Annotated in this window: 17 protein-coding genes and 1 riboswitch; of the genes, 11 read left to right on the top strand and 6 right to left on the bottom strand. The window is 36.2% G+C overall.

Annotation, left to right across the window (positions count from 1 at the left end; genetic code table 11):
- Window positions 1–100 precede the first annotated feature (100 nt).
- The 6 genes from HMPREF2813_RS09130 (at window position 101) to HMPREF2813_RS09105 (ending at window position 8,110) form a co-directional block, all read left to right on the top strand.
- Entirely contained in the window at window positions 101–1,147 is a 1,047-nt protein-coding gene (locus HMPREF2813_RS09130) for a CYTH domain-containing protein (RefSeq protein ID WP_048946988.1), read from the top strand.
- 233 nt (window positions 1,148–1,380) lie between these two features.
- Window positions 1,381–2,757 (top strand): DNA repair protein RadA, encoded by a 1,377-nt coding sequence (radA, locus tag HMPREF2813_RS09125; protein ID WP_005656935.1) that lies wholly within the window; start codon window positions 1,381–1,383, stop codon window positions 2,755–2,757.
- Between the two features lie 79 nt (window positions 2,758–2,836).
- Window positions 2,837–3,316 carry a leucine-responsive transcriptional regulator Lrp gene (lrp, locus tag HMPREF2813_RS09120; RefSeq protein ID WP_005653255.1) on the top strand — a complete coding sequence of 160 codons (480 nt, stop codon included), beginning with the start codon at window positions 2,837–2,839 and terminating at the stop codon, window positions 3,314–3,316.
- A 1-nt stretch (window position 3,317) separates the two neighbouring features.
- Complete coding sequence (locus HMPREF2813_RS09115; RefSeq protein ID WP_014550849.1) at window positions 3,318–6,074, top strand: DNA translocase FtsK; 2,757 nt, start codon at window positions 3,318–3,320, stop codon at window positions 6,072–6,074.
- A 17-nt stretch (window positions 6,075–6,091) separates the two neighbouring features.
- On the top strand, window positions 6,092–6,709 hold the full coding sequence (gene lolA, locus HMPREF2813_RS09110; protein WP_014550848.1) for an outer membrane lipoprotein periplasmic chaperone LolA: 618 nt from the start codon (window positions 6,092–6,094) through the stop codon (window positions 6,707–6,709).
- Window positions 6,710–6,769: 60 nt separating this feature from the next.
- Window positions 6,770–8,110 (top strand): replication-associated recombination protein A, encoded by a 1,341-nt coding sequence (locus HMPREF2813_RS09105; RefSeq protein ID WP_014550847.1) that lies wholly within the window; start codon window positions 6,770–6,772, stop codon window positions 8,108–8,110.
- Between the two features lie 86 nt (window positions 8,111–8,196).
- On the opposite strand, the gene HMPREF2813_RS09100 is transcribed toward HMPREF2813_RS09105, so the two are convergent.
- The 5 genes from HMPREF2813_RS09100 to HMPREF2813_RS09080 form a co-directional block, all read right to left on the bottom strand.
- Window positions 8,197–9,339: a hypothetical protein gene (locus HMPREF2813_RS09100; RefSeq protein WP_005687705.1), complete on the bottom strand. Its 1,143-nt coding sequence runs from the start codon at window positions 9,337–9,339 to the stop codon at window positions 8,197–8,199.
- Window positions 9,340–9,348: 9 nt separating this feature from the next.
- Entirely contained in the window at window positions 9,349–10,572 is a 1,224-nt protein-coding gene (locus HMPREF2813_RS09095; RefSeq protein ID WP_038439946.1) for a DNA cytosine methyltransferase, read from the bottom strand.
- A 253-nt stretch (window positions 10,573–10,825) separates the two neighbouring features.
- Entirely contained in the window at window positions 10,826–12,124 is a 1,299-nt protein-coding gene (gene aroA, locus HMPREF2813_RS09090; protein ID WP_048946987.1) for a 3-phosphoshikimate 1-carboxyvinyltransferase, read from the bottom strand.
- Entirely contained in the window at window positions 12,124–12,960 is an 837-nt protein-coding gene (gene purU, locus HMPREF2813_RS09085) for a formyltetrahydrofolate deformylase (RefSeq protein ID WP_005656925.1), read from the bottom strand. The genes aroA and purU overlap by 1 nt, the downstream gene beginning before the upstream one ends.
- A 69-nt stretch (window positions 12,961–13,029) precedes the next feature.
- Complete coding sequence (locus HMPREF2813_RS09080) at window positions 13,030–13,434, bottom strand: H-NS histone family protein (protein ID WP_005656923.1); 405 nt, start codon at window positions 13,432–13,434, stop codon at window positions 13,030–13,032.
- A gap of 208 nt (window positions 13,435–13,642) precedes the next feature.
- A riboswitch (Lysine riboswitch) is annotated at window positions 13,643–13,819 on the top strand.
- 57 nt (window positions 13,820–13,876) lie between these two features.
- Between HMPREF2813_RS09080 and HMPREF2813_RS09075 the strand changes: the two genes are divergently transcribed.
- From HMPREF2813_RS09075 to ilvN, 3 genes are all read left to right on the top strand, one after another.
- On the top strand, window positions 13,877–15,397 hold the full coding sequence (locus HMPREF2813_RS09075; RefSeq protein ID WP_005661480.1) for a Na+/H+ antiporter NhaC family protein: 1,521 nt from the start codon (window positions 13,877–13,879) through the stop codon (window positions 15,395–15,397).
- Between the two features lie 266 nt (window positions 15,398–15,663).
- Window positions 15,664–17,385 carry an acetolactate synthase 3 large subunit gene (locus HMPREF2813_RS09070; RefSeq protein WP_048946986.1) on the top strand — a complete coding sequence of 574 codons (1,722 nt, stop codon included), beginning with the start codon at window positions 15,664–15,666 and terminating at the stop codon, window positions 17,383–17,385.
- Window positions 17,385–17,876, top strand: a complete 492-nt coding sequence (gene ilvN, locus HMPREF2813_RS09065; RefSeq protein WP_005647229.1) for an acetolactate synthase small subunit — start codon at window positions 17,385–17,387, stop codon at window positions 17,874–17,876. Before HMPREF2813_RS09070 ends, ilvN begins: the two co-directional genes overlap by 1 nt.
- Window positions 17,877–18,162: 286 nt before the next feature.
- Here ilvN and argS read toward each other — a convergent pair whose 3' ends face one another.
- Window positions 18,163–19,896: an arginine--tRNA ligase gene (gene argS / locus HMPREF2813_RS09060; protein ID WP_048941128.1), complete on the bottom strand. Its 1,734-nt coding sequence runs from the start codon at window positions 19,894–19,896 to the stop codon at window positions 18,163–18,165.
- A 79-nt stretch (window positions 19,897–19,975) separates the two neighbouring features.
- Here argS and HMPREF2813_RS09055 point away from each other — a divergent pair, with 79 nt between their 5' ends.
- Window positions 19,976–20,545 (top strand): VOC family protein, encoded by a 570-nt coding sequence (locus HMPREF2813_RS09055; RefSeq protein WP_005647225.1) that lies wholly within the window; start codon window positions 19,976–19,978, stop codon window positions 20,543–20,545.
- A 49-nt stretch (window positions 20,546–20,594) separates the two neighbouring features.
- Entirely contained in the window at window positions 20,595–20,846 is a 252-nt protein-coding gene (locus HMPREF2813_RS09050; RefSeq protein WP_005653291.1) for a hypothetical protein, read from the top strand.
- Window positions 20,847–20,853: the final 7 nt, after the last annotated feature.

Raw genomic sequence — 20,853 nt, 5'->3', positions numbered from 1 at the left:
CTGCAAAAAAGGTGTTGTAATTGTTGTTTGCCATCACAAAAATCTTGATTTATTTCTATTGTATTGTATATTCAAACAGTTAATTTAAGTAAGGAATATTATGCTACAAGAAATTGAATTAAAATTGGCGATTTCGCCACAAATAGGTATTGAATTGCCACAATATCTTGAAAAATTTACGATTTTAGAACATCAAAATTTATTTTTGGGTAACACCTATTATGATTATCCCGATCATTTTCTTGCTAAACAAAAAATGGGGTTGCGTATTCGTCAAGAAGATCAAGAACTTACATTAACACTTAAAACTAACGGTAAAGTTGTTGGTGGATTGCATAGTCGCCCAGAATATAATTTACCATTAATCGAAAAAGAAACGCCAACTAATGCCCAATTAAGAGGGCTTTATCCTTTTGAACAATTACCCGGCTCTACATTACAACCTATTTTCTCCACAGATTTTAACCGCACTTTTTGGTTAGTTGAATTTCAACAATCCAAAATTGAAGTGGCATTCGATCAAGGCAAAATTATTGCAGGCGAATATGAACAGCCTATTTGTGAAATTGAATTTGAATTAAAATCTGGCAATGTGCAGGATCTTTTTGATTTTGTGGAAACTTTGCCTTTTGAAAGAGATATTTATTTTAGTAGTGCAAGTAAAGCGAAGCGGGGTTATTTGTTAGGTTCAAAACAATTTTTAACAGATTGGTTAAATAAATGGCGTGATTTCTTAAAAGAAGAACGAGAAGAAAGTGCGGTAGATTTTTGTGTAAAATTTAATTCCGTGTTGAAAATGGAACAGAAACTTTTGGAAGAAACCTTATCCTTTTCTCTCGCATTTTTTAGCCAAGATTTTATGAAAACAGTGGAGCGAGTTGGGGCATTTTTTAATCTTTATCATTATTATGATGAAAATGGAAAAATCTTAGAAGCGGTGGCAACAGAGAAACAAAAAGAAACGCTCTTACCAGCTTTGTTAGAAAGCAATCAGAAAATCTTTGCTGAAATTCGTGACTTGATTCGTTTTCATAGTGAAACGAAAGACAATGAAAAAACTATTGAAAAATTGACCGCACTTTTGAAAAGTAGAGTTTATTTTGAGCGAATGATCAAATTAATGGAATTATCTTATGACCTAGGGTAGGTATACCCTAGGCTAATCTCAGTGTTACTCCGTTGGGGTAGTTTGATGTTCCCCAAAGGGGAAGCATTATAACCATAATTAACTGAGGGGATTTAATGTAACCTAGGGTAGGTATACCCTAGGCTAGTCTCAGTGCTACCCCGTTGGGGTAGTTTGATGTTTCCCAAAGGGGAACCACTATAAACATAAATTAACTGTGGGTATACTTACCCACGGCAAATACGGAGAATGAAATGGCTAAAGCCCCGAAAACAGCTTATGTATGTAACGATTGTGGTGCAGAGTTTTCTCGTTGGCAAGGGCAATGTTCGGCTTGTAAAGCGTGGAATACCATTACGGAAGTGCGGTTAATTTCCACGGCAAAATCAAAAAATGATCGTTTTAGTGGCTATGCGGGGGAAACTCAGGCAAAAATTCAAACCCTTTCTGAAATTAGTTTGCAAGAAACACCACGTTTTTCCAGTGGCTTTAATGAATTAGATCGGGTATTAGGCGGCGGGATCGTACCGGGCAGTGCGATTTTAATTGGTGGGCATCCTGGTGCAGGGAAAAGTACCTTGTTATTACAAGTTATGTGTGGTTTGGCGAAAAATATGACCGCACTTTATGTGACGGGAGAGGAATCGTTACAACAGGTTGCGATGCGTGCTAGTCGATTGGGATTGCCAAACGATCAATTAAAAATGTTGTCAGAAACCTCTGTGGAACAGATTTGTAATTTGTCGGATCAGTTAAAACCGCAAATTATAGTGGTAGACTCGATCCAAGTAATGCATCTGGCGGATATTCAATCATCGCCAGGCAGTGTGGCACAAGTGCGTGAATGTGCTTCTTTCCTCACTCGTTATGCGAAAACCCGACAAGTCGCCATTATTATGGTGGGGCATGTAACGAAAGACGGAACCCTTGCAGGGCCGAAAGTATTAGAACATGCGATTGACTGTTCATTACTATTAGAAGGCGAAGCCGATTCTCGCTATCGTACTTTACGCAGTCATAAAAACCGTTTTGGTGCAGTGAATGAATTAGGTGTATTTGGTATGACCGAACAAGGTTTGCGAGAAGTGAAAAATCCATCGGCGATCTTTTTAAGTCGTGGGGATGAGATTACATCGGGCAGTTCCGTGATGGTGCTTTGGGAAGGCACCCGCCCTCTTTTAGTTGAAATTCAAGCTTTAGTAGATCATTCAATGTTGGCGAATCCTCGCCGTGTTGCGGTGGGATTAGAGCAAAATCGTTTGTCGTTGTTATTGGCGGTTTTACATAGACACGGAGGTTTGCAAATGGCGGATCAAGATGTCTTTGTAAATGTCGTTGGTGGTGTAAAAGTTAGTGAAACAAGTGCGGATTTAGCCTTATTGCTTGCGTTAATTTCTAGTTTCCGTAATCGCCCTTTGCCGCAAGATTTAGTGATTTTTGGCGAAGTTGGATTAGCGGGAGAAATTCGTCCTGTGCCAAGTGGACAGGAACGTATTAGCGAGGCTGCAAAACACGGTTTTAAACGTGCTATTGTTCCTTTTGGTAATAAGCCGAAAAGTGCGGTCGAAAATATGCAGGTTTTTACTGTGAAAAAACTCACGGATGCGCTCGCTGTGTTAGATAATTTATAAAAAAATCATTGCCTACTGAAAATGAAAGTGAAATTCTGTAGAATAGTTGTTCCTTTTTATGTGCAAAGAAATAAAGAAAATGGAAAAAAAACGAAATAAAGCATTGGATGCGATAGATATAAAAATTCTGAATGAATTACAACGCAACGGTAAAATTTCCAATATCGATTTGTCGAGAAAAGTGGGGCTTTCGCCAACGCCTTGTTTAGAACGAGTTAAACGTTTGGAAAAACAAGGTGTGATTATGGGGTATCGCGCGCTGTTAAATCCAGAATTATTGGATGCCCCATTGTTAGTGATTGTTGAAATTACATTAGTACGGGGTAAGCCCGATGTGTTTGAAGAATTTAATGCGGCGATTCAAGAGTTAGATGAAATTCAAGAATGCCATTTGGTATCGGGCGATTTTGATTATTTATTAAAAACTCGTGTGGCAGATATGGCTGAATACCGAAAATTGCTGGGGACGACATTATTGCGTTTACCAGGTGTAAATGACACTCGCACTTATGTTGTGATGGAAGAAGTAAAACAAACCAATTTCCTTGTATTGAAATAATATGATTAAACAAATTACAGAACGATTTACGCCAAGACAGTATTTAGCTGAATTTTTGCTAGGATTGACCGCACTTTTTGGATTTTATTTGATTGTTGCTTGGTCAAGTTATACGCCCCTTGATAATTCTTGGGCTACAGCCAGCGCGTATGGAAACACAATTAATAAAGTGGGGACATTTGGAGCGTGGATAATCGATCTTTTTTTTGTTTTTTTTGGCTATGTCGCCCATATTATTCCTTTCACCGCTTTTCTCGTGCCTATTTATTTATTGAAAACAAAAGCAGTTAAACACCTTTCCTGTACTCGAATTATTTTACGTAGTTTTGGCTTTACAATGCTGATTATTGGGCTTTGTGTAGTGAGTATGTTGCTTTTATCAAGTAATACTTTTTATTTGAGTGGCGGCGTATTGGGTGGATCGCTTGTTGTAAATTGGTTTTATCCTGTATTAGGTAAATTCGGTTCAATTTTAATTGGTTTTGTGTTTGCTTTAATTGGCTTTATTTTTTGTTCTGGCGCATCATTAATTCGATTGATTGTTGCATTTTATTATTGGCTAACAATGAAGAATGAGCAATCAGAAAATGCTGAACAAGAAAAATCAACAGAAGAATTAGAGCAAATCGTGATTGTAAAATCAGATCGTTCAGAAACAGAAAATCTAGATCAAAATCATCTCAATGTAGAACAAAACAGTGAAATAGAAACAGTAAAGCCATCATTAGAAGCAGAAAATATTTCAATTGACGCATCTTCATCACATTTAATTAATATTAGCGGATTAAATCCAGAGGTTTCTATAAAATCAGAATATGAACTCGCTAACGAAGATAGTGAAAAACCGCAATTTTCTTTTGGGTTTGATTCTGAAAGCTGGCCTAGTGTGAATTTATCGAGTGATTCAGATGAACAAAGGGTAAGCAAAAATGATTTTGTCGCAGTTTGGAATAAGCCTGTAAAAACAGTTGTTCAAGAAGATTTAGCAATTAATCAAAGTGCGGATGATTTTACTCAAGTTTCTTTGCTAACAAAAGATGAAATGCCAACAGTTTCATTAAAATCAACCTCTGATACTGAAATGGCAGATAATCATTTTGCTGCTCAAGTTGATGAAAAGGTAGATTTAGAAAAAGATGAAGTGAAATTTAGCGTATCTTTACAGAATAATGTGGGCGTAATTGAATTAGACAAAAATCAAGAGCCTAATTATAAAGGTTACAGTGGTAGTTTGATTCATCCTGCATTTCAACAGCAAACAACAAAACGTGAAAAACCGAGTACACCATTACCTAGTTTGGATTTGCTTTTAAAATATCCGCCAAATGAACAACGCATTACACCAGATGAAATAATGGAAACCTCACAGCGTATTGAACAACAATTACGCAATTTTAATGTAAAAGCCAGCGTAAAAGATGTGCTTGTTGGCCCTGTTGTTACGCGTTATGAATTAGAATTACAACCTGGGGTGAAAGCGTCAAAAGTCACGAGCATCGATACCGATTTAGCAAGAGCATTGATGTTTCGTTCTATTCGTGTGGCAGAGGTTATTCCAGGTAAACCTTATATTGGTATTGAAACCCCAAATCTTCATCGTCAAATGGTGCCATTACGTGATGTATTAGATAGCAATGAATTCCGTGATAGCAAGGCAACTTTACCTATTGCTTTAGGTAAAGATATTAGTGGTAAACCAGTCATTGTTGATTTAGCGAAAATGCCACATTTATTGGTAGCAGGCTCAACGGGATCAGGTAAGTCTGTTGGTGTGAATACGATGATTCTAAGTTTACTTTATCGTGTTCAAGCAGAAGATGTGAAATTTATTATGATTGATCCTAAAGTCGTCGAACTTTCTGTTTATAATGATATTCCACATTTACTGACACCAGTTGTAACGGATATGAAAAAAGCCGCTAATGCGTTGCGTTGGTGCGTAGATGAAATGGAACGTCGTTATCAGTTGCTTTCAGCTCTACGAGTACGCAATATTGAAGGTTTTAACGAAAAAATCGATGAATACGAAGCAATGGGAATGCCAGTGCCGAATCCAATTTGGCGACAGGGCGATACAATGGATGCAATGCCCCCCGCATTGAAAAAATTGAGTTATATTGTGGTTATTGTCGATGAGTTTGCTGATTTAATGATGGTGGCGGGTAAGCAAATCGAAGAACTCATTGCACGGTTGGCACAAAAAGCCCGAGCCATTGGTATCCATTTAATTTTAGCCACACAACGCCCCTCTGTGGATGTGATTACTGGTTTAATTAAAGCAAATATTCCAAGTCGCATTGCTTTTACCGTTGCAAGTAAAATTGATTCACGCACTATCCTTGATCAAGGTGGCGCAGAGGCTCTTTTGGGGCGTGGAGATATGCTTTATTCTGGACAAGGTTCATCTGATTTAATTCGCGTACACGGAGCCTATATGAGTGATGACGAAGTAATTAATATTGCGGATGATTGGCGAGCACGTGGTAAACCTGATTATATTGATGGAATTTTGGAAAGTGTGGATGAAGATAATGTTGAAAAAGGAATATCAAGTGGTGGAGAATTAGATCCACTTTTTGATGAAGTAATGGATTTTGTTACTAATACTGGTACAACTTCAGTATCTTCTATTCAACGTAAATTCAGCGTAGGTTTTAACCGAGCCGCTCGCATTATGGACCAAATGGAAGAACAAGGGATTGTAAGCCCAATGCAAAATGGTAAGCGTGAAATTTTATCACATCGTCCAGAATACTAATTTAAAAGGAAAGTAAAATGAAAAAAACAACTCTAAAATTTACCGCACTTGCATTGCTTGGTCTGAGTAATTTTGCATTGGCTGATGCGGCAAGTGAATTACAAATGCGTTTGGCTAAAGTCGATGTTTTAAGCGCAGAATTTGTGCAAACAGTGACTTCTGGAAGTGGCAAAAATGTTCAACAAGGAAGTGGCAAACTTCAAATTAAACGCCCAAATTTATTCCGTATGGAGACTAAAACCCCTCAAGAAACCCAAATTATTTCTGATGGTAAAACCTTATGGTTCTACGATCCATTTGTGCAACAAGTGACCGCACAATGGGTAAAAGATGCGGTAAATAATACTCCTTTTGTTTTGCTTACCAGCAATGATAATAGCCATTGGCATCAATATACGGTAACACAACAAGCGGATACCTTTGTGTTAAAACCAACCTTATCCACAAGCAACATTAAGCAATTTGATATTCGTGTTGATGCTAATGGAATATTGCGAAATTTCAGTACGACAGAGAAAGATGGTCAAACCAATCTTTATGTTTTACGTAATATTACTAATCAAACCTTGTCTGATAGCTTGTTCCAATTCAAGCCAGAAAAAGGCATTGAAGTTGATGATCAACGCAAAAAATAATGAATGATTATTTGAAATAAGGGCGTAGAAATACGCCCTTCAATTTTGTGAGAAATAAAAATGTCTAACCTCAATTTTGATTTTGCCGAAAATGATTTTCGCCCACTGGCGGCCAAGATGCGTCCAACGAGTCTAGAACAATATTTTGGGCAAAGCCATTTAATTGGCGAGGGCAAGCCACTGCGGAAAGCTATCCAAGCTGGCCATATTCATTCAATGATTTTGTGGGGCCCACCAGGTACGGGGAAAACAACCCTTGCAGAAATCATAGCACAACGTATTAATGCGGAAGTAGAGCGAATTTCTGCGGTGACGAGTGGTATCAAAGAAATTCGTGAAGCGATTGAGCGTGCAAAACAAAATCGTCTTGCAGATCGTAAAACTATCTTATTTGTGGATGAAGTCCATCGTTTTAATAAAAGCCAGCAAGATGCATTTTTACCGCACATTGAAGACGGAACCGTTATTTTTATTGGGGCGACAACAGAAAATCCCTCTTTTGAGCTAAATAATGCGTTGCTTTCTCGTGCCCGAGTGTATGTGCTGAAATCACTCACAACGGCTGAAATTGAACAAGTTTTGCAGCAAGCTGTAGAAGATCCTGAACGTGGATTGGGTAAAGAGCGGTTAATTTTAGAAGAGAATTTACTGCAAGTGCTTGCCGAATATGTTAATGGGGATGCACGATTAGCCTTGAATTGCCTCGAATTAATGGTGGATATGGCAGATGAAACGGAAAATGGAAAGAAAATTGACCGCACTTTATTAAAAGAAGTCTTAGGCGAACGTCAAGCGAGATTTGATAAACAAGGTGATCGTTTCTATGATTTAATTTCTGCGCTACATAAATCTGTTCGCGGTTCTGCTCCAGATGCTGCGCTGTATTGGTATGCACGAATTTTGACAGCGGGTGGAGACCCTTTATATGTCGTGCGCCGATTACTTGCCATAGCTTCAGAAGATGTGGGAAATGCAGATCCTCGTGCTATGCAAGTCGCATTGGCTGCTTGGGATTGCTTTACTCGAGTCGGGGCTTATGAAGGAGAGCGAGCCATCGCCCAAGCCATTATTTATCTTGCGGTAGCGCCAAAAAGTAATGCAGTTTATACCGCATTTAACACTGCGAAACAGCAAGCGAAAGATTTACCCGATTACGATGTTCCACCACATTTACGCAATGCGCCGACTAATTTAATGAAAGAGCTTGGCTATGGGGCTGAATATCGTTATGCCCACGATGAACCTAACGCTTATGCGGCAGGCGAAAATTATTTCCCACCTGAATTAAAAGACACTCAATATTATTTTCCGACAAATAGAGGTATGGAAATTCAGATTAAGGAAAAACTAGAACGGTTACGTGAGCAAGATAAAAGTGCGGTGAAAAAACGGTATAAATAATCTTTATTTAGGATTTTTTTAGAATGGAATGAAAGTGCGGTTAATTTGAAAACTGTTTTGAAATTGACCGCACTTTGGGTTGCCTGTTATAAACTATTAATTTTCTGATTGGTTATGTATATTTTTGCCATTTCTTCTAATTTGTTTACATCATCTTTATCATTAAAAATTGTTTTTTCATTTACAATTTTTGTCAAAATTAATTTCATTTCATTGTGGTTTGAAGGTTTACAATAAGATAACACTAAATTTGCCCATTGAGTTATACGATCATCTTTAATGTAATTTCCCCAAAGTTCAGTTAGAATATTTTCAGGAGTTTCTAAAATAAATTTTTTAATTGCAAGAATATTGTTCTCTACTCTCTTTAATACAGCAGAACAAAGATGTGTTTCACCACAAGTATCAGTTATTTTTTGTTGCCCTCCTGCAGAAAACTCATCTCTTAAACTAGTGTTTATTACTCCATGTTTAGTCACTAGCCATAGTGCGAATTTATCATATTTATTTCTAGGATTTCCTAAGATCGTTTCAGGGAAGAAAGCATATGCTTGAGCAATTAACATATCTCGCTCATATTTTTCTATTACCTTCCAGTGTCTAACTTTGGGAGGGGCAATATCATCTAAAACATTGTTTGAAGTCCACCATAAACTTTCACCTTCTATTAATAGAGATTTATAGTATTTAGCTACAGGAGTTATTGGATTATCTAATTCTCGGAGAGAATCATATGTGGTCTCCATTTTTTCAAATATGCTCTCCCCCTTTTCTAATAACATATCTATTTTATATCTAGGGTAATGGGTTACAGCTATATCACATAAACACGACTCATATGGTTTGGATAGGAATTTAATATTTCCACCTAATTTACCAAATGTTAAGAAAATTTTTTCTATATTTGGAATTCGTGTAGACTCAAGAATAGAACTGCCAATTGAAGTCCATTTATCTCCTTGTGTACTTTTTACTTCAATACCATAATATTGACTAGCTACAATGTCTGGAAAATGTTTCCCTGATACTAAACTAATAGTGTCTTCGAAAGGAGTATTTTGAGCACAATAACAAATAGCCTCATATACATCTTTTTCTAAATCAATACCACTACGTTTCTTATAGTATGCAACCCTATTTTCTGCATCATGATTAAGAAAATTATCGACTCTATTCATTAATGCCGTGAATTCATGTAAAGGTGGATACTTATTTTTAGAGAAAATCATAAATAAATCCTATTTAAAATAAAGATTCCATTTTTTTTCTATATTTTTAGCAATATTATAAGCTAATATACATGGTACCGCATTGCCAATAATTTTATAGGCATTACTGGCTGAAACAGAAACATTTTCTGCTGTTTTAGGTAAAATAAATTGGTATCTATCAGGAAACGTTTGTAATCTAGCACATTCTCTTATAGTAAGGCGACGTTCGAGCATGCCTTTAGATAATTCGTTAATATATTTCCCTCCATGCTCTATGCTTAGTCTACGATATTCAATATTACCATGATGTTCAGATCGGATTGTTGGGCCAACAGAATTAAGTTTAATTTCAACCTGCCCTTGACAATGGTTTCCCATATATTTGGCTTTTGAATATTTTTGTTGAGAGGGGTCTTTGCTAAAATTGGGTTCTTGTAGATTTATAAATGCATCGGCGCATGTAACAACAGCTTTCAAATTTTCTTTTCCATGAGTTGGGGGAGGATATGGATTGTAATCCTCAGCAATATTTTCTTTTTGTAATTCTTCTAAAGCTTTTTTATTTAGCGCATTTTTTTTAAAACCAAAAAAAATGACACGCTCACGTGATTGAGGAGCTCCATAAAACTGAGCATTTAATACTTGAGCTGGTACAACTAAGTATCCTTCGTCACTAGCTTGACCAAAATCATGTTCAATAATTTCTTTTACATCTTTAAGGTTCGTTAATCCTTTTACATTTTCAGCTATGAATAATTTGGGTTGAGTTATAGATATTACTTCTCTCATCCACATGTATAATTGTCCTCTATTTTCAATTGAGGGTTCATCTATATTTGATATTTTTCCATGATGATTTTTGTGAGAATCAAATCCTAATCGTTTTCCGGCTACAGAAAAATCTTGACAAGGAAATCCACCTGTTAATATATCAATGCCTTTTGGGAAAATATTGTGAGTTTCCCGTTCTTTTTTTACAAGATCAACAATGCTTTCTAAGTGGTAGATTTCGTTTGCATTCGCTTTTTGGTCTAAGAAATAAGAAACCCATGCTGCTTTAGCATCAGGTTTAATATCATTAGCAAAAATTGTCTCAAAAGAGGTGGGCGAAACGGTAACCCATTCATTTTCTGTGGAGCTGATCCATTCAGGGTGGAGCTCCTCATTAATAGATTTTTTTAGACAAGAGAAATTACCTTCAAATCCGATATCCATTCCCCCACAACCTGAGAATAGAGATATTAGTTTCATTTATCCCCCGAAATTACATATGGAAATGCGTTTAGATATTGATAAAAGTGCATTTATATCCTAATTAGAGTTAATGTTAGAACAATAGTTATAAAGATTTTTTCCAATCATATATATTCTTCTAACAGTTTAAGACCATAATAATCTAGTTTGGAATTATAAGTTAAAAGTATGATATTGTAAAAATACTCTATTGATATACAAAGTGCGGTTAATTTTGAAAACTTTTTTGAAATTGACCGCACTTTTTTACTTAATTTTTTAAGTAAATCTTTTCAAATTCATTGAAGAATGTAGGAAAGGTTTTGGCAGTACATTTGGGATCTAAAATCGTCACTGGTGTGTTTGATAGTGCGATTAGAGAAAAACACATTGCCATACGGTGATCGTTATAGGTCTCAATATTGGCGTGTTTAAATTGATTGAGTGGAAGCGGTTGAATACGAATAAAATCTTCGCCTTCTTCGACTTCTGCACCGATTTTACGTAGTTCAGTTGCCATAGCCGTTAAACGATCTGTTTCTTTCACACGCCAGTTATAAATATTGCGAATGACGGTTTCGCCGTTGGCAAAAAGTGCGGTGGTTGCAATCGTCATTGCGGCATCTGGAATGTGGTTCATATCCATATCAATACTATTTAATTCAGCTTGTTCGGCTTGGATAAAATCCTCTCCCCAAGTGATTTTTGCCCCCATTTTTTCTAATACATCAGCAAATAAACGATCGCCTTGAATTGAGTTTTTGCCAATGCCTGTTACTTTCACTTTTCCTTTAATTGCTCCAGCTGCGAGAAAGTAAGAGGCTGATGATGCATCCCCTTCTACCAAGTATTTATTAGGCGAAATATAGGATTGATTGCCCTTAACTTGAAATTTTTGGTAGTGATGATTTTCAACGTGAACACCAAAATCTCGCATCATTGCAAGGGTAATGTCAATATAGGGTTTAGAGACTAGTTCACCGATAATTTCTATTTCTGTGTCATTTTCTGCAAGTGGCGCAGACATTAAAAGTGCGGTCAAAAATTGAGATGAAATTGAACCATCAATTTTGACTTTTCCACCTTTTATCCCTTTGTTGCGAATTGCGAGCGGAGGATAACCCTCATTCTCTAAGTAGCGAATATCTGCACCCGCTTGGCGTAAAGCATCGACTAAATGAAGAATCGGTCGTTCTTTCATACGAGGTTCACCCGTTAAGATGATTTCGCTTTCGGTTTTTCCTTTTAAGCAAAGTGCTGCGGTTAATGGACGCATTGCAGTCCCAGCATTGCCAAGAAAGAGTGAAAGATTGTCCTGTATATTGAATGTTCCACCTAATCCTTCTACTTCACAAATAGTTTTATCATCAGACAGTTGATAGCGTACGCCCAATGCTTTGAGGGCGTTAAGCATATGTCGAATATCATCGCTATCTAATAAATTGGTTACTTTTGTTGTGCCTTTAGCTAAGGCGGCTAAAAGTAATGCGCGATTCGATAAACTTTTAGAACCTGGTAAATTAATTGTTCCTTCAACCGCACTTATTGGTGCAAGAGTAATTTTTTCCATTACAACACCACCGTTTTATTTTTATAAACAAAAATTCTATCGTGTAAAGCGAGATCAAGGGCGCGACTTAACACGGTTTTTTCCACATCACGGCCAGCACGCATCATCGCTTCTGCATTATAAGTATGATCCACATTAATCACATTTTGCATAATGATTGGGCCTTGATCTAATTCGTTATTAATAAAATGTGCCGTTGCGCCGATAATTTTTACACCGCGTTCATAGGCTTGTTGATAAGGCTTGGCACCAATAAAAGCAGGCAAGAATGAATGATGGATATTAATCACTCGATTTGGATAACGCGCGACAAATTCAGGGTTTAGCACACGCATATATTTAGCGAGAACAATATAATCTGGCGTATATTCATCAATTTTTTCTGCCAGTAATTTGTCGTGTTCTACACGGGTTAAGTTTTCGTGGCTAACTAAATGAAATGGAATATTAAAACGTTCAACAAGTTCACGTAAATTATCGTGATTGCCGATTACGGCTGCAATTTCTACATCAAGCGCACCATAATAATTTTTCATTAAAATATCGCCGAGGCAGTGAGCTTCTTTGGTGACTAAAATTACAATTCGCTTACGTTGGGTGCCAATTAATCGACAATTCGTTTCTTCGGGTAAGCTATATTTTAGATCTTCTAATAAAGTAGCTTCGTTAAAAATACCTTCCAATTCTGTGCGCATAAAGAAATGTTTGGTTTCAAAATCTACAAATTCATTATTATGAAGAATATTTAGTTGATGTTTGTAACAAATATTAGTTATTTTTGCGATTAAGCCTTTATCATCAGGGCAATCAGTGAATAATATTTTTTTTTCAATCATAATGTTGTGTGCTATGTTTAGATAAAAAAATAGAACCCATAAAATAGGTTCTAGTTTCAAATAGAAAAATTAAATTTCGAAATCAGATAATGATTTACCTTTGTTCAACGCATTTTGAATTGGGCGTGGTGTGCGACCTTGACCCGTCCAAGTTTTATGCTCGCCATTTTCATCAATAAACGCATATTTTGCAGGGCGTGGAGCACGTTTTGCTTGAATTGATACAGTTTTTGTGCCAAAAATTTTGTGTAATTCTTCAGGTGTAATACCTTCTTTTTCCATTAATTCTTTATATTTAGCTAAACGCTCTTTTCGCTCTGTCTCTGCTTTAATTAATTCTGCTTCATTAGCACGTTTTTCTTCGATAGCTGTTTGTAATTTTTCTAGGGCATTTTCTGCTTGTTCTAACGTTAATTCACGTACAGCTGCGCGTAAACTACGAAGATTTGTTAAACCTCTTACTAATTCGTTCATAATAAACCTCAATAAATAACATTAAATGTGGGAAAATTTATTTAATAATAGAGAAAATAAAATTTATTGTAAATATCTATTATTAAATAAATGGTCTAAACAGATATATTTTTTTGTGTTTATTTTCTTTATATTTTTATTCAAGTTTATAAAATTTTTATAAAATCTGTTGGCATTTTGTTTGTTTTACGGTAATCTCTCCAATCACTACAAAAGTAGAGGCGCAATTATTATAAGTATTTTTTCAGAGTGGATAACGAAGAAGAAAAAAGAAAGGAATAGTTGCCGAAATCAAATAAAAGTCGTTTTGTTTGGTTGGTGGCGTGCTCGAAAGGGGCGACACTGTCATAGTTTTTCTGATTAACTATGGAGTGCTACGGTTGTTTTGGTCTTATTCTGTCCTGTGCTTTCCGTTCTCTCCATTAATTATAGGTATTATTTAATGGAACTTATTGATTTTTCATCATCTGTTTGGTCAATCGTCCCTGCTTTGTTGGCGATAATTTTGGCGATAGCAACTCGCCGTGTTTTGGTTTCCCTTAGTGCGGGGATTATTATTGGATCATTAATGTTAAGCGATTGGCAAATCGGCAGCGCATTTAATTATTTGGTAAAAAATGTGGTTTCTTTGGTTTATGCCGATGGTGAAATCAATTCAAATATGAACATTGTTTTGTTCCTATTATTGCTTGGTGTTTTAACCGCACTTTTAACCGTATCAGGTAGTAATCGTGCCTTTGCTGAATGGGCACAAAGCCGTATTAAAGGTCGTCGTGGTGCTAAATTATTAGCGGCATCATTGGTTTTTGTTACTTTTATTGACGATTATTTCCATAGTCTCGCTGTAGGTGCAATTGCTCGTCCTGTGACAGATCGTTTTAAAGTTTCTCGTGCGAAACTTGCTTATATTTTAGATTCAACGGCAGCACCGATGTGTGTAATGATGCCAGTTTCCAGTTGGGGCGCATACATTATTACTTTAATAGGTGGTTTATTAGCGACTTATTCGATCACGGAGTACACACCAATTGGTGCATTCGTAGCAATGAGTTCAATGAACTTCTATGCAATTTTCTCCATTATTATGGTGTTTTTTGTGGCATATTTTTCTTTTGATATTGCTTCAATGGTGCGTCACGAAAAATTAGCTTTGGAAAATACTGAAGATCAGTTGGAAGAAGAAACGGGTAAAAAAGGTCAGGTGCGTAATCTTATATTACCTATTTTAGTTTTAATTATCGCTACAGTTTCAATGATGATTTACACAGGCGCAGAGGCATTGGCTGCGGATGGCAAAGTGTTTAGTGTTTTAGGTGCATTTGAAAACACCGTAGTAGGAACATCTTTGGTTGTAGGTGGATTCTGTTCAATTATTATTTCTACTTTATTAATTATTCTTGATCGTCAAGTGAGTGTTCCTGAATATGCACGTTCTTGGATTGTGGGAATTAAATCAATGTCAGGTGCAATCGCAATTTTATTCTTTGCTTGGACAATTAATAAAATAGTAGGCGATATGCAAACAGGTAAATATCTATCTTCTCTTGTGTCTGGTAATATTCCAATGCAATTTTTGCCTGTTATACTTTTTGTTCTTGGTGCAGCGATGGCATTTTCAACAGGTACGAGCTGGGGAACATTCGGTATTATGTTACCAATTGCCGCAGCAATGGCAGCGAATGCCGCACCAGAATTATTGCTTCCTTGTTTATCTGCAGTAATGGCAGGGGCAGTATGTGGTGATCATTGCTCGCCAGTATCGGATACAACAATTTTGTCTTCAACGGGTGCGAAATGTAATCATATTGATCACGTTACTACTCAGCTTCCTTATGCTGCCACAGTTGCAACAGCGACTTCTATTGGTTACATTGTGGTAGGGTTTACTTATTCAGGTTTAGCTGGTTTTGCAGCAACGGCAGTTTCATTGATTGTCATTGTATTTGCAGTTAAAAAACGCTAAAAGTGTGATCTCATTCAAAAACTTGAATAAAAAATAATATTTTTACTATTTTATAAAATGCGGCATTTTGTCGCATTTTTTTATTTTTATTGATGTAAAAATTTATAAAAAACTAAATTTTCATTTATCTTTGGTTTTTTATATTTTTTTAATTGATTTTTTTGTTGTTTTAGTGGCTAGACAAATTTTTTTTACTTTGTATGATGTGGAATATTGACATAATCTGTTCGTATTTTTAAAAGTGCGGTGAATTTAAGGAGTGAAAAATGAAGAAGTTATCTGGCGCAGAGATGGTGGTTCAATCTTTACGTGATGAAGGCGTAGAGTATGTATTTGGTTATCCCGGAGGCGCGGTATTAGATATTTATGATGCAATTCATACGCTGGGTGGTATTGAACATATTTTAGTTCGCCACGAACAAGCCGCGGTGCATATGGCGGATGGTTACGCACGTTCAACGGGTAAAGTTGGATGTGTGCTAGTGACTTCGGGGCCTGGTGCAACAAATGCTATCACTGGTATTTTAACGGCTTATACCGATTCTGTGCCTATGGTTATCATTTCGGGTCAGGTTATGAGCAATTTAATTGGCAGTGATGCTTTCCAAGAATGTGATATGCTGGGTATTTCTCGTCCCGTTGTGAAGCATAGCTTTATTGTCAAAAAGGCGGAAGATATTCCATCTACTTTGAAAAAAGCCTTTTATATTGCATCTACGGGTCGTCCAGGCCCTGTTGTTGTGGATATTCCAAAAGACACTGTAAATCCGAATTTTAAATATCCTTATGAATATCCTGAATCTGTCGAGTTACGTTCTTATAATCCCACAGTAAATGGACACAAAGGTCAAATTAAAAAAGCGTTAAAAGCACTTTTAGTGGCGAAGAAACCAATACTTTTTGTCGGTGGTGGCGCAATCACTGCTGAATGTAGTAAGCAGTTAATTCAGTTTGCACAACGTTTAAATTTACCAGTGACTTCCTCATTAATGGGATTGGGTGCTTATCCAAGTACGGATAAACAATTCTTAGGTATGTTGGGTATGCATGGTACTTTAGAAGCGAATACGGCAATGCACGAAAGTGATCTTATTTTGGGGATTGGCGTTCGTTTTGATGATCGTACGACAAATAATTTAGAAAAATATTGCCCAAATGCAAAAGTGATTCATATTGATATTGATCCAACCTCAATTTCTAAAAATGTGCCAGTAGCGATTCCAATTGTCGGAAATGCGAAAAATGTATTGGAAGAATTTTTGGGTTTATTGAATGAAGAGGGATTAAAATCTCAAACGGATCTTGAAAGTTGGTGGCAAGAAATCAACCAATGGAAAGCAAAAAAATGTTTGGAATTTGACCGCACTTCTGGCGTGATTAAACCGCAACAAGTCGTGGAAGCGGTATATCGCCTCACGAAAGGACAAGCTTATGTGGCTTCTGATGTAGGTCAGCACCAAATGTTTGTTGCGTTACATTATCCATTCGATGAACCGCGTCATTGGATTAATTCTGGTGGTGCAGGCACAATGGGTTTTGGTTTTCCTGCGGCACTTGGTGTGAAATTAGCTCATCCTGAAGGAACTGTTGTTTGCGTTACTGGCGATGGTAGTATTCAAATGAATATTCAAGAGCTTTCTACCGCAACGCAGTATGGTATTCCTGTTGTCATTATTTGTTTGAATAATCATTTCTTGGGAATGGTAAAACAATGGCAAGATTTGATTTATTCTGGTCGCCATTCGCAAACCTATATGAATTCCTTGCCTGATTTTGCGAAATTGGCAGAATCTTACGGTCACGTAGGAATAAAAATTGCTACCCCCGATGAACTTGAAAGCAAATTGCAAGAAGCATTCAGTATTAAAAATAAATTAGTCTTTGTAGATATTAATGTAGATGAATCTGAACACGTTTATCCAATGCAAATTCGTGGTGGTGCAATGAATGAAATGATTTTAAGTAAACCTCAAGAGGAGACAAACTAATGCGTAGAATTTTATCTGTTTTACTCGAAAATGAGTCTGGTGCTTTATCGCGTGTTGTTGGTTTATTCTCCCAACGTGCCTTTAATATTGAAAGTTTGACGGTTGCACCAACGGATGATCCAACGCTTTCTCGAATGACCATTGAAGCTGTGGGCGATGCTCAGGCATTGGAGCAAATCGAAAAACAACTTCATAAATTAGTGGATGTGTTTAAAGTGGTTAATTTAAGTGAGCAGGAACATATAGAACGAGAAATTGTTTTAGCGAAAGTAAGAGCAGTAGGTTCATCTCGCGATGAGATTAAACGTTTAGCCGATATTTTCCGTGGTCAAATTGTAGATGTCACACCAAAGTCTTACACAATTCAATTAAGCGGTACAAATGATAAAGTTGATGCGTTTATTTCTGCATTGAAAGAAGAAACTACATTGTTAGAAATTGTTCGTTCTGGATTGATTAGTGTGTCTCGTGGAGAAAAGAATATTCTTTAAAGTAGGGGCGTAAAGTGCGGAAATATTTTAATAGAATTTTACCGCACTTTATTATAAATACATTTGTTTTTTTATAAAAAAATCGTGACCAAGTTCACAAATTTAAAAATATGTATTTGCATAACTGATTGGATTTCTTTATTCTGATACCACTAAAAACAAGTGCTATCTTAAATAGCCGACATCTATTTTGCTTTCCGAGTAGTGCCCCAATGGGGCACTTTTTTTATTCAGTAAACAAGTATAAAAAATCCCTTTCTCAGGAAAGGGATTTTAATTATCTAAATTACATTTTTTCTACGGTTTTAATACCGAGTAACGTTAAACCCTGTTTTAAGGTTTTTTCTGTTAATAATGCCAATTTCAGGCGGCTTAATTTTATAGATTCATCTTCAGCATTTAAAATTGGACAATGTTCGTAGAATGACGAGAAGATGCCAGCAAGTTCATATAAATAAGCACAAAGCACGTGTGGTGTGCCTTCTTTTCCGACAGTTTGCACGGCTTCTTCAAATTGTAGAAGCTTGATTGCAAGCGTTCTTTCTTTATCATCTTTAATAGTTAAAAGTGCAGCCAAAAGTGCGGTTGAATTTATATCAGTTTTATTAAAGATCGAACGAATACGGGTGTAAGCATATTGCATATAAGGTGCCGTGTTACCTTCGAAACTTAACATATTATCCCAATCAAAAACGTAATCAGTAGTACGGTTTTTGGATAGATCCGCATATTTTACCGCACCAATACCAACGGCTTCAATCACAGCTTCTTTTTCATCATTAGATAAATTTGTATTTTTTTCATTAATTAATACAGTGGCGCATTCAATGGCTTCATCTAATAGATCGGCCAATTTCACTGTGCCGCCAGTACGGGTTTTAAATGGTTTGCCGTCTTTACCAAGCATCATCCCAAAGTTTTTATGCTCTAACGAGAAACTATCTGGTACATAACCTGCTTTACGAGTAATTAACCAAGCTTGTTGCATATGTTGGCTTTGTCGAGTATCTGAAAAAACAAGGGCGCGATTAGCTTTTAATGTTTCATAACGATATTTTGCTGCAGCAATATCTGTTGTAGTGTAAAGGAAACCGCCGTCTTTTTTTTGAACGATTACGCCCATTGGGTCGCCTTCTTTATTTTTGAATTCATCTAAATAAACAACCAATGCACCATCATTTTCCACAGCCAAACCTTGTTTTTTAAGATCTTCTACGATGCTTGGTAACATAGGATTATAAAGACTTTCGCCCATTACATCTTTTTCGGTTAAAGTCACGTTTAAGCGATTATAGTTGTGCTGATTTTGTTGCATAGTGATATCGACTAAACGTTTCCACATCGTTCGACAATATTCATCTCCACTTTGTAATTTTACGACGTAATTACGTGCTTTTTCTGCGAATATTTCATCTTCATCGTAATGTTTTTTGGCTTCGCGATAAAAGGCTTCAAGATCTTGTAATTCCATTTCACTGGCGTGTTCATGTTGCATTTTTTCAAGATAAGCAATAAGCATTCCGAATTGCGTTCCCCAGTCGCCTACGTGGTTAGCGCGGATGACATTGTGACCTAAAAACTCAAGGGTTCTGGCTACAGCATCGCCGATTATCGTAGAGCGTAAATGACCTACGTGCATTTCTTTTGCTACGTTTGGAGATGAATAATCAATCACAACTGTTTGTTTATTGGTAGCTTGAATACCTAAATTTTTGTGGGAAAGTGCAGCTGAAATTTCAGTTGTTAGCCAAGTTGGATTTAAGAAAATATTGATAAAACCTGGACCTGCGATTTCTAATTTTTCTGCAATATCAGATAGTTGAAGATTATCTAAAACTTTTTGAGCAAATTCTCGTGGATTTAAACCTAATTTTTTTGCCGCAGCCATAATACCATTGGCTTGATAATCGCCAAATTGTGGTTTTCCTGATTGACGAATAAGCGCATCGCAAGATTGATCAGCACCTGCAAGAATCATCGCTTGTTTAATTTTATCGGATAGAATAGATTGAATATTCACGTTTTTTCCTATGTTCAAATTGAATAATAAAAATAATCGGTTATGATACCGTTCTTTGTATATTTCTCAAAGGGACAAAATGACAAATTTACAGGAAAATTTAACCGCACTTTCAGCAGATTTAGCAATATTTGAAAGAAAAATTCAGCATTTAGCCAAAGAAATGACAATAGATCTGTCTCACTATGAAATTGATCATCTTGCATTACGGGTAAATAGTGAGCAAAGTGCTAAAAATTGGCTGATACTTTTATTAAAGTGCGGTAGAATTTTATCTGATAATATTGTTAATGGTCGTAAGATTTATCTTATTGAATTAGAAAAACCAGTTAAATTTGCCAATCAATTTGTGGATATTATTGAACTTCCACTTCCTAAAAATAAAAAATATCCAATTGAGGGCTGGGAACATATTGAGATTGTAATGCCATTTTTACCGAAAGAATCGATAAATGAATGGATTAACCGTGTTAATATGTATTTTTTATGGGACAAATTAACTCAATTAACCATTAAAGTGAGCGAGCCTAAAGTGGATGGGGAAAGATTACCAAATCCATCTATTGCAGTAAGTTTTACGGATAAAACAGTAAATCATACTTGCATTAAGGTTCATCCTTATTCTATAAAAAAAATACTTGAGGTTTAGTAAAAATGAATAAATTATCACTTGCATTCGTTGTTTAGCAACAGTAGACTTGAGTGCTTTTTCTGCTTTTCAAAAGGAGGAGGGTACTTATAAAGGTCAAATTATTTTTAGTCAAATGGAAGGCAAAAATCTAAAATTAACTGTTCGTAAAAATGATTGTTCTGGTAACCAGCAGAAAGGAGAGGAAGTTGTTATTGTGCATAAGTATGATTCAACTTTAGTTGTTGGTGCTTGTGTTTTAGTATCTGACAATGGTAATACTAAAAACATTTCAACTTTTTCTCCAAGAAACCCACTTTAATTCCTTC

The organism is Haemophilus sp. HMSC066A11 (assembly GCF_001811665.1).
Taxonomy (GTDB): domain Bacteria; phylum Pseudomonadota; class Gammaproteobacteria; order Enterobacterales; family Pasteurellaceae; genus Haemophilus; species Haemophilus influenzae.
This window is presented reverse-complemented; position numbering and strand designations above follow the sequence as displayed.

What these genes read in the sequence shown, in the direction of transcription:
- HMPREF2813_RS09130 (WP_048946988.1), top strand. Translation starts at nt 101, where the DNA reads ATGCTACAAGAAATTGAATTAAAATTGGCGATTTCGCCACAAATAGGT.
- radA (WP_005656935.1), top strand. Translation starts at nt 1,381, where the DNA reads ATGGCTAAAGCCCCGAAAACAGCTTATGTATGTAACGATTGTGGTGCA.
- lrp (WP_005653255.1), top strand. Translation starts at nt 2,837, where the DNA reads ATGGAAAAAAAACGAAATAAAGCATTGGATGCGATAGATATAAAAATT.
- HMPREF2813_RS09115 (WP_014550849.1), top strand. Translation starts at nt 3,318, where the DNA reads ATGATTAAACAAATTACAGAACGATTTACGCCAAGACAGTATTTAGCT.
- lolA (WP_014550848.1), top strand. Translation starts at nt 6,092, where the DNA reads ATGAAAAAAACAACTCTAAAATTTACCGCACTTGCATTGCTTGGTCTG.
- HMPREF2813_RS09105 (WP_014550847.1), top strand. Translation starts at nt 6,770, where the DNA reads ATGTCTAACCTCAATTTTGATTTTGCCGAAAATGATTTTCGCCCACTG.
- HMPREF2813_RS09100 (WP_005687705.1), bottom strand. Translation starts at nt 9,339, where the DNA reads ATGATTTTCTCTAAAAATAAGTATCCACCTTTACATGAATTCACGGCA.
- HMPREF2813_RS09095 (WP_038439946.1), bottom strand. Translation starts at nt 10,572, where the DNA reads ATGAAACTAATATCTCTATTCTCAGGTTGTGGGGGAATGGATATCGGA.
- aroA (WP_048946987.1), bottom strand. Translation starts at nt 12,124, where the DNA reads ATGGAAAAAATTACTCTTGCACCAATAAGTGCGGTTGAAGGAACAATT.
- purU (WP_005656925.1), bottom strand. Translation starts at nt 12,960, where the DNA reads ATGATTGAAAAAAAAATATTATTCACTGATTGCCCTGATGATAAAGGC.
- HMPREF2813_RS09080 (WP_005656923.1), bottom strand. Translation starts at nt 13,434, where the DNA reads ATGAACGAATTAGTAAGAGGTTTAACAAATCTTCGTAGTTTACGCGCA.
- HMPREF2813_RS09075 (WP_005661480.1), top strand. Translation starts at nt 13,877, where the DNA reads ATGGAACTTATTGATTTTTCATCATCTGTTTGGTCAATCGTCCCTGCT.
- HMPREF2813_RS09070 (WP_048946986.1), top strand. Translation starts at nt 15,664, where the DNA reads ATGAAGAAGTTATCTGGCGCAGAGATGGTGGTTCAATCTTTACGTGAT.
- ilvN (WP_005647229.1), top strand. Translation starts at nt 17,385, where the DNA reads ATGCGTAGAATTTTATCTGTTTTACTCGAAAATGAGTCTGGTGCTTTA.
- HMPREF2813_RS09055 (WP_005647225.1), top strand. Translation starts at nt 19,976, where the DNA reads ATGACAAATTTACAGGAAAATTTAACCGCACTTTCAGCAGATTTAGCA.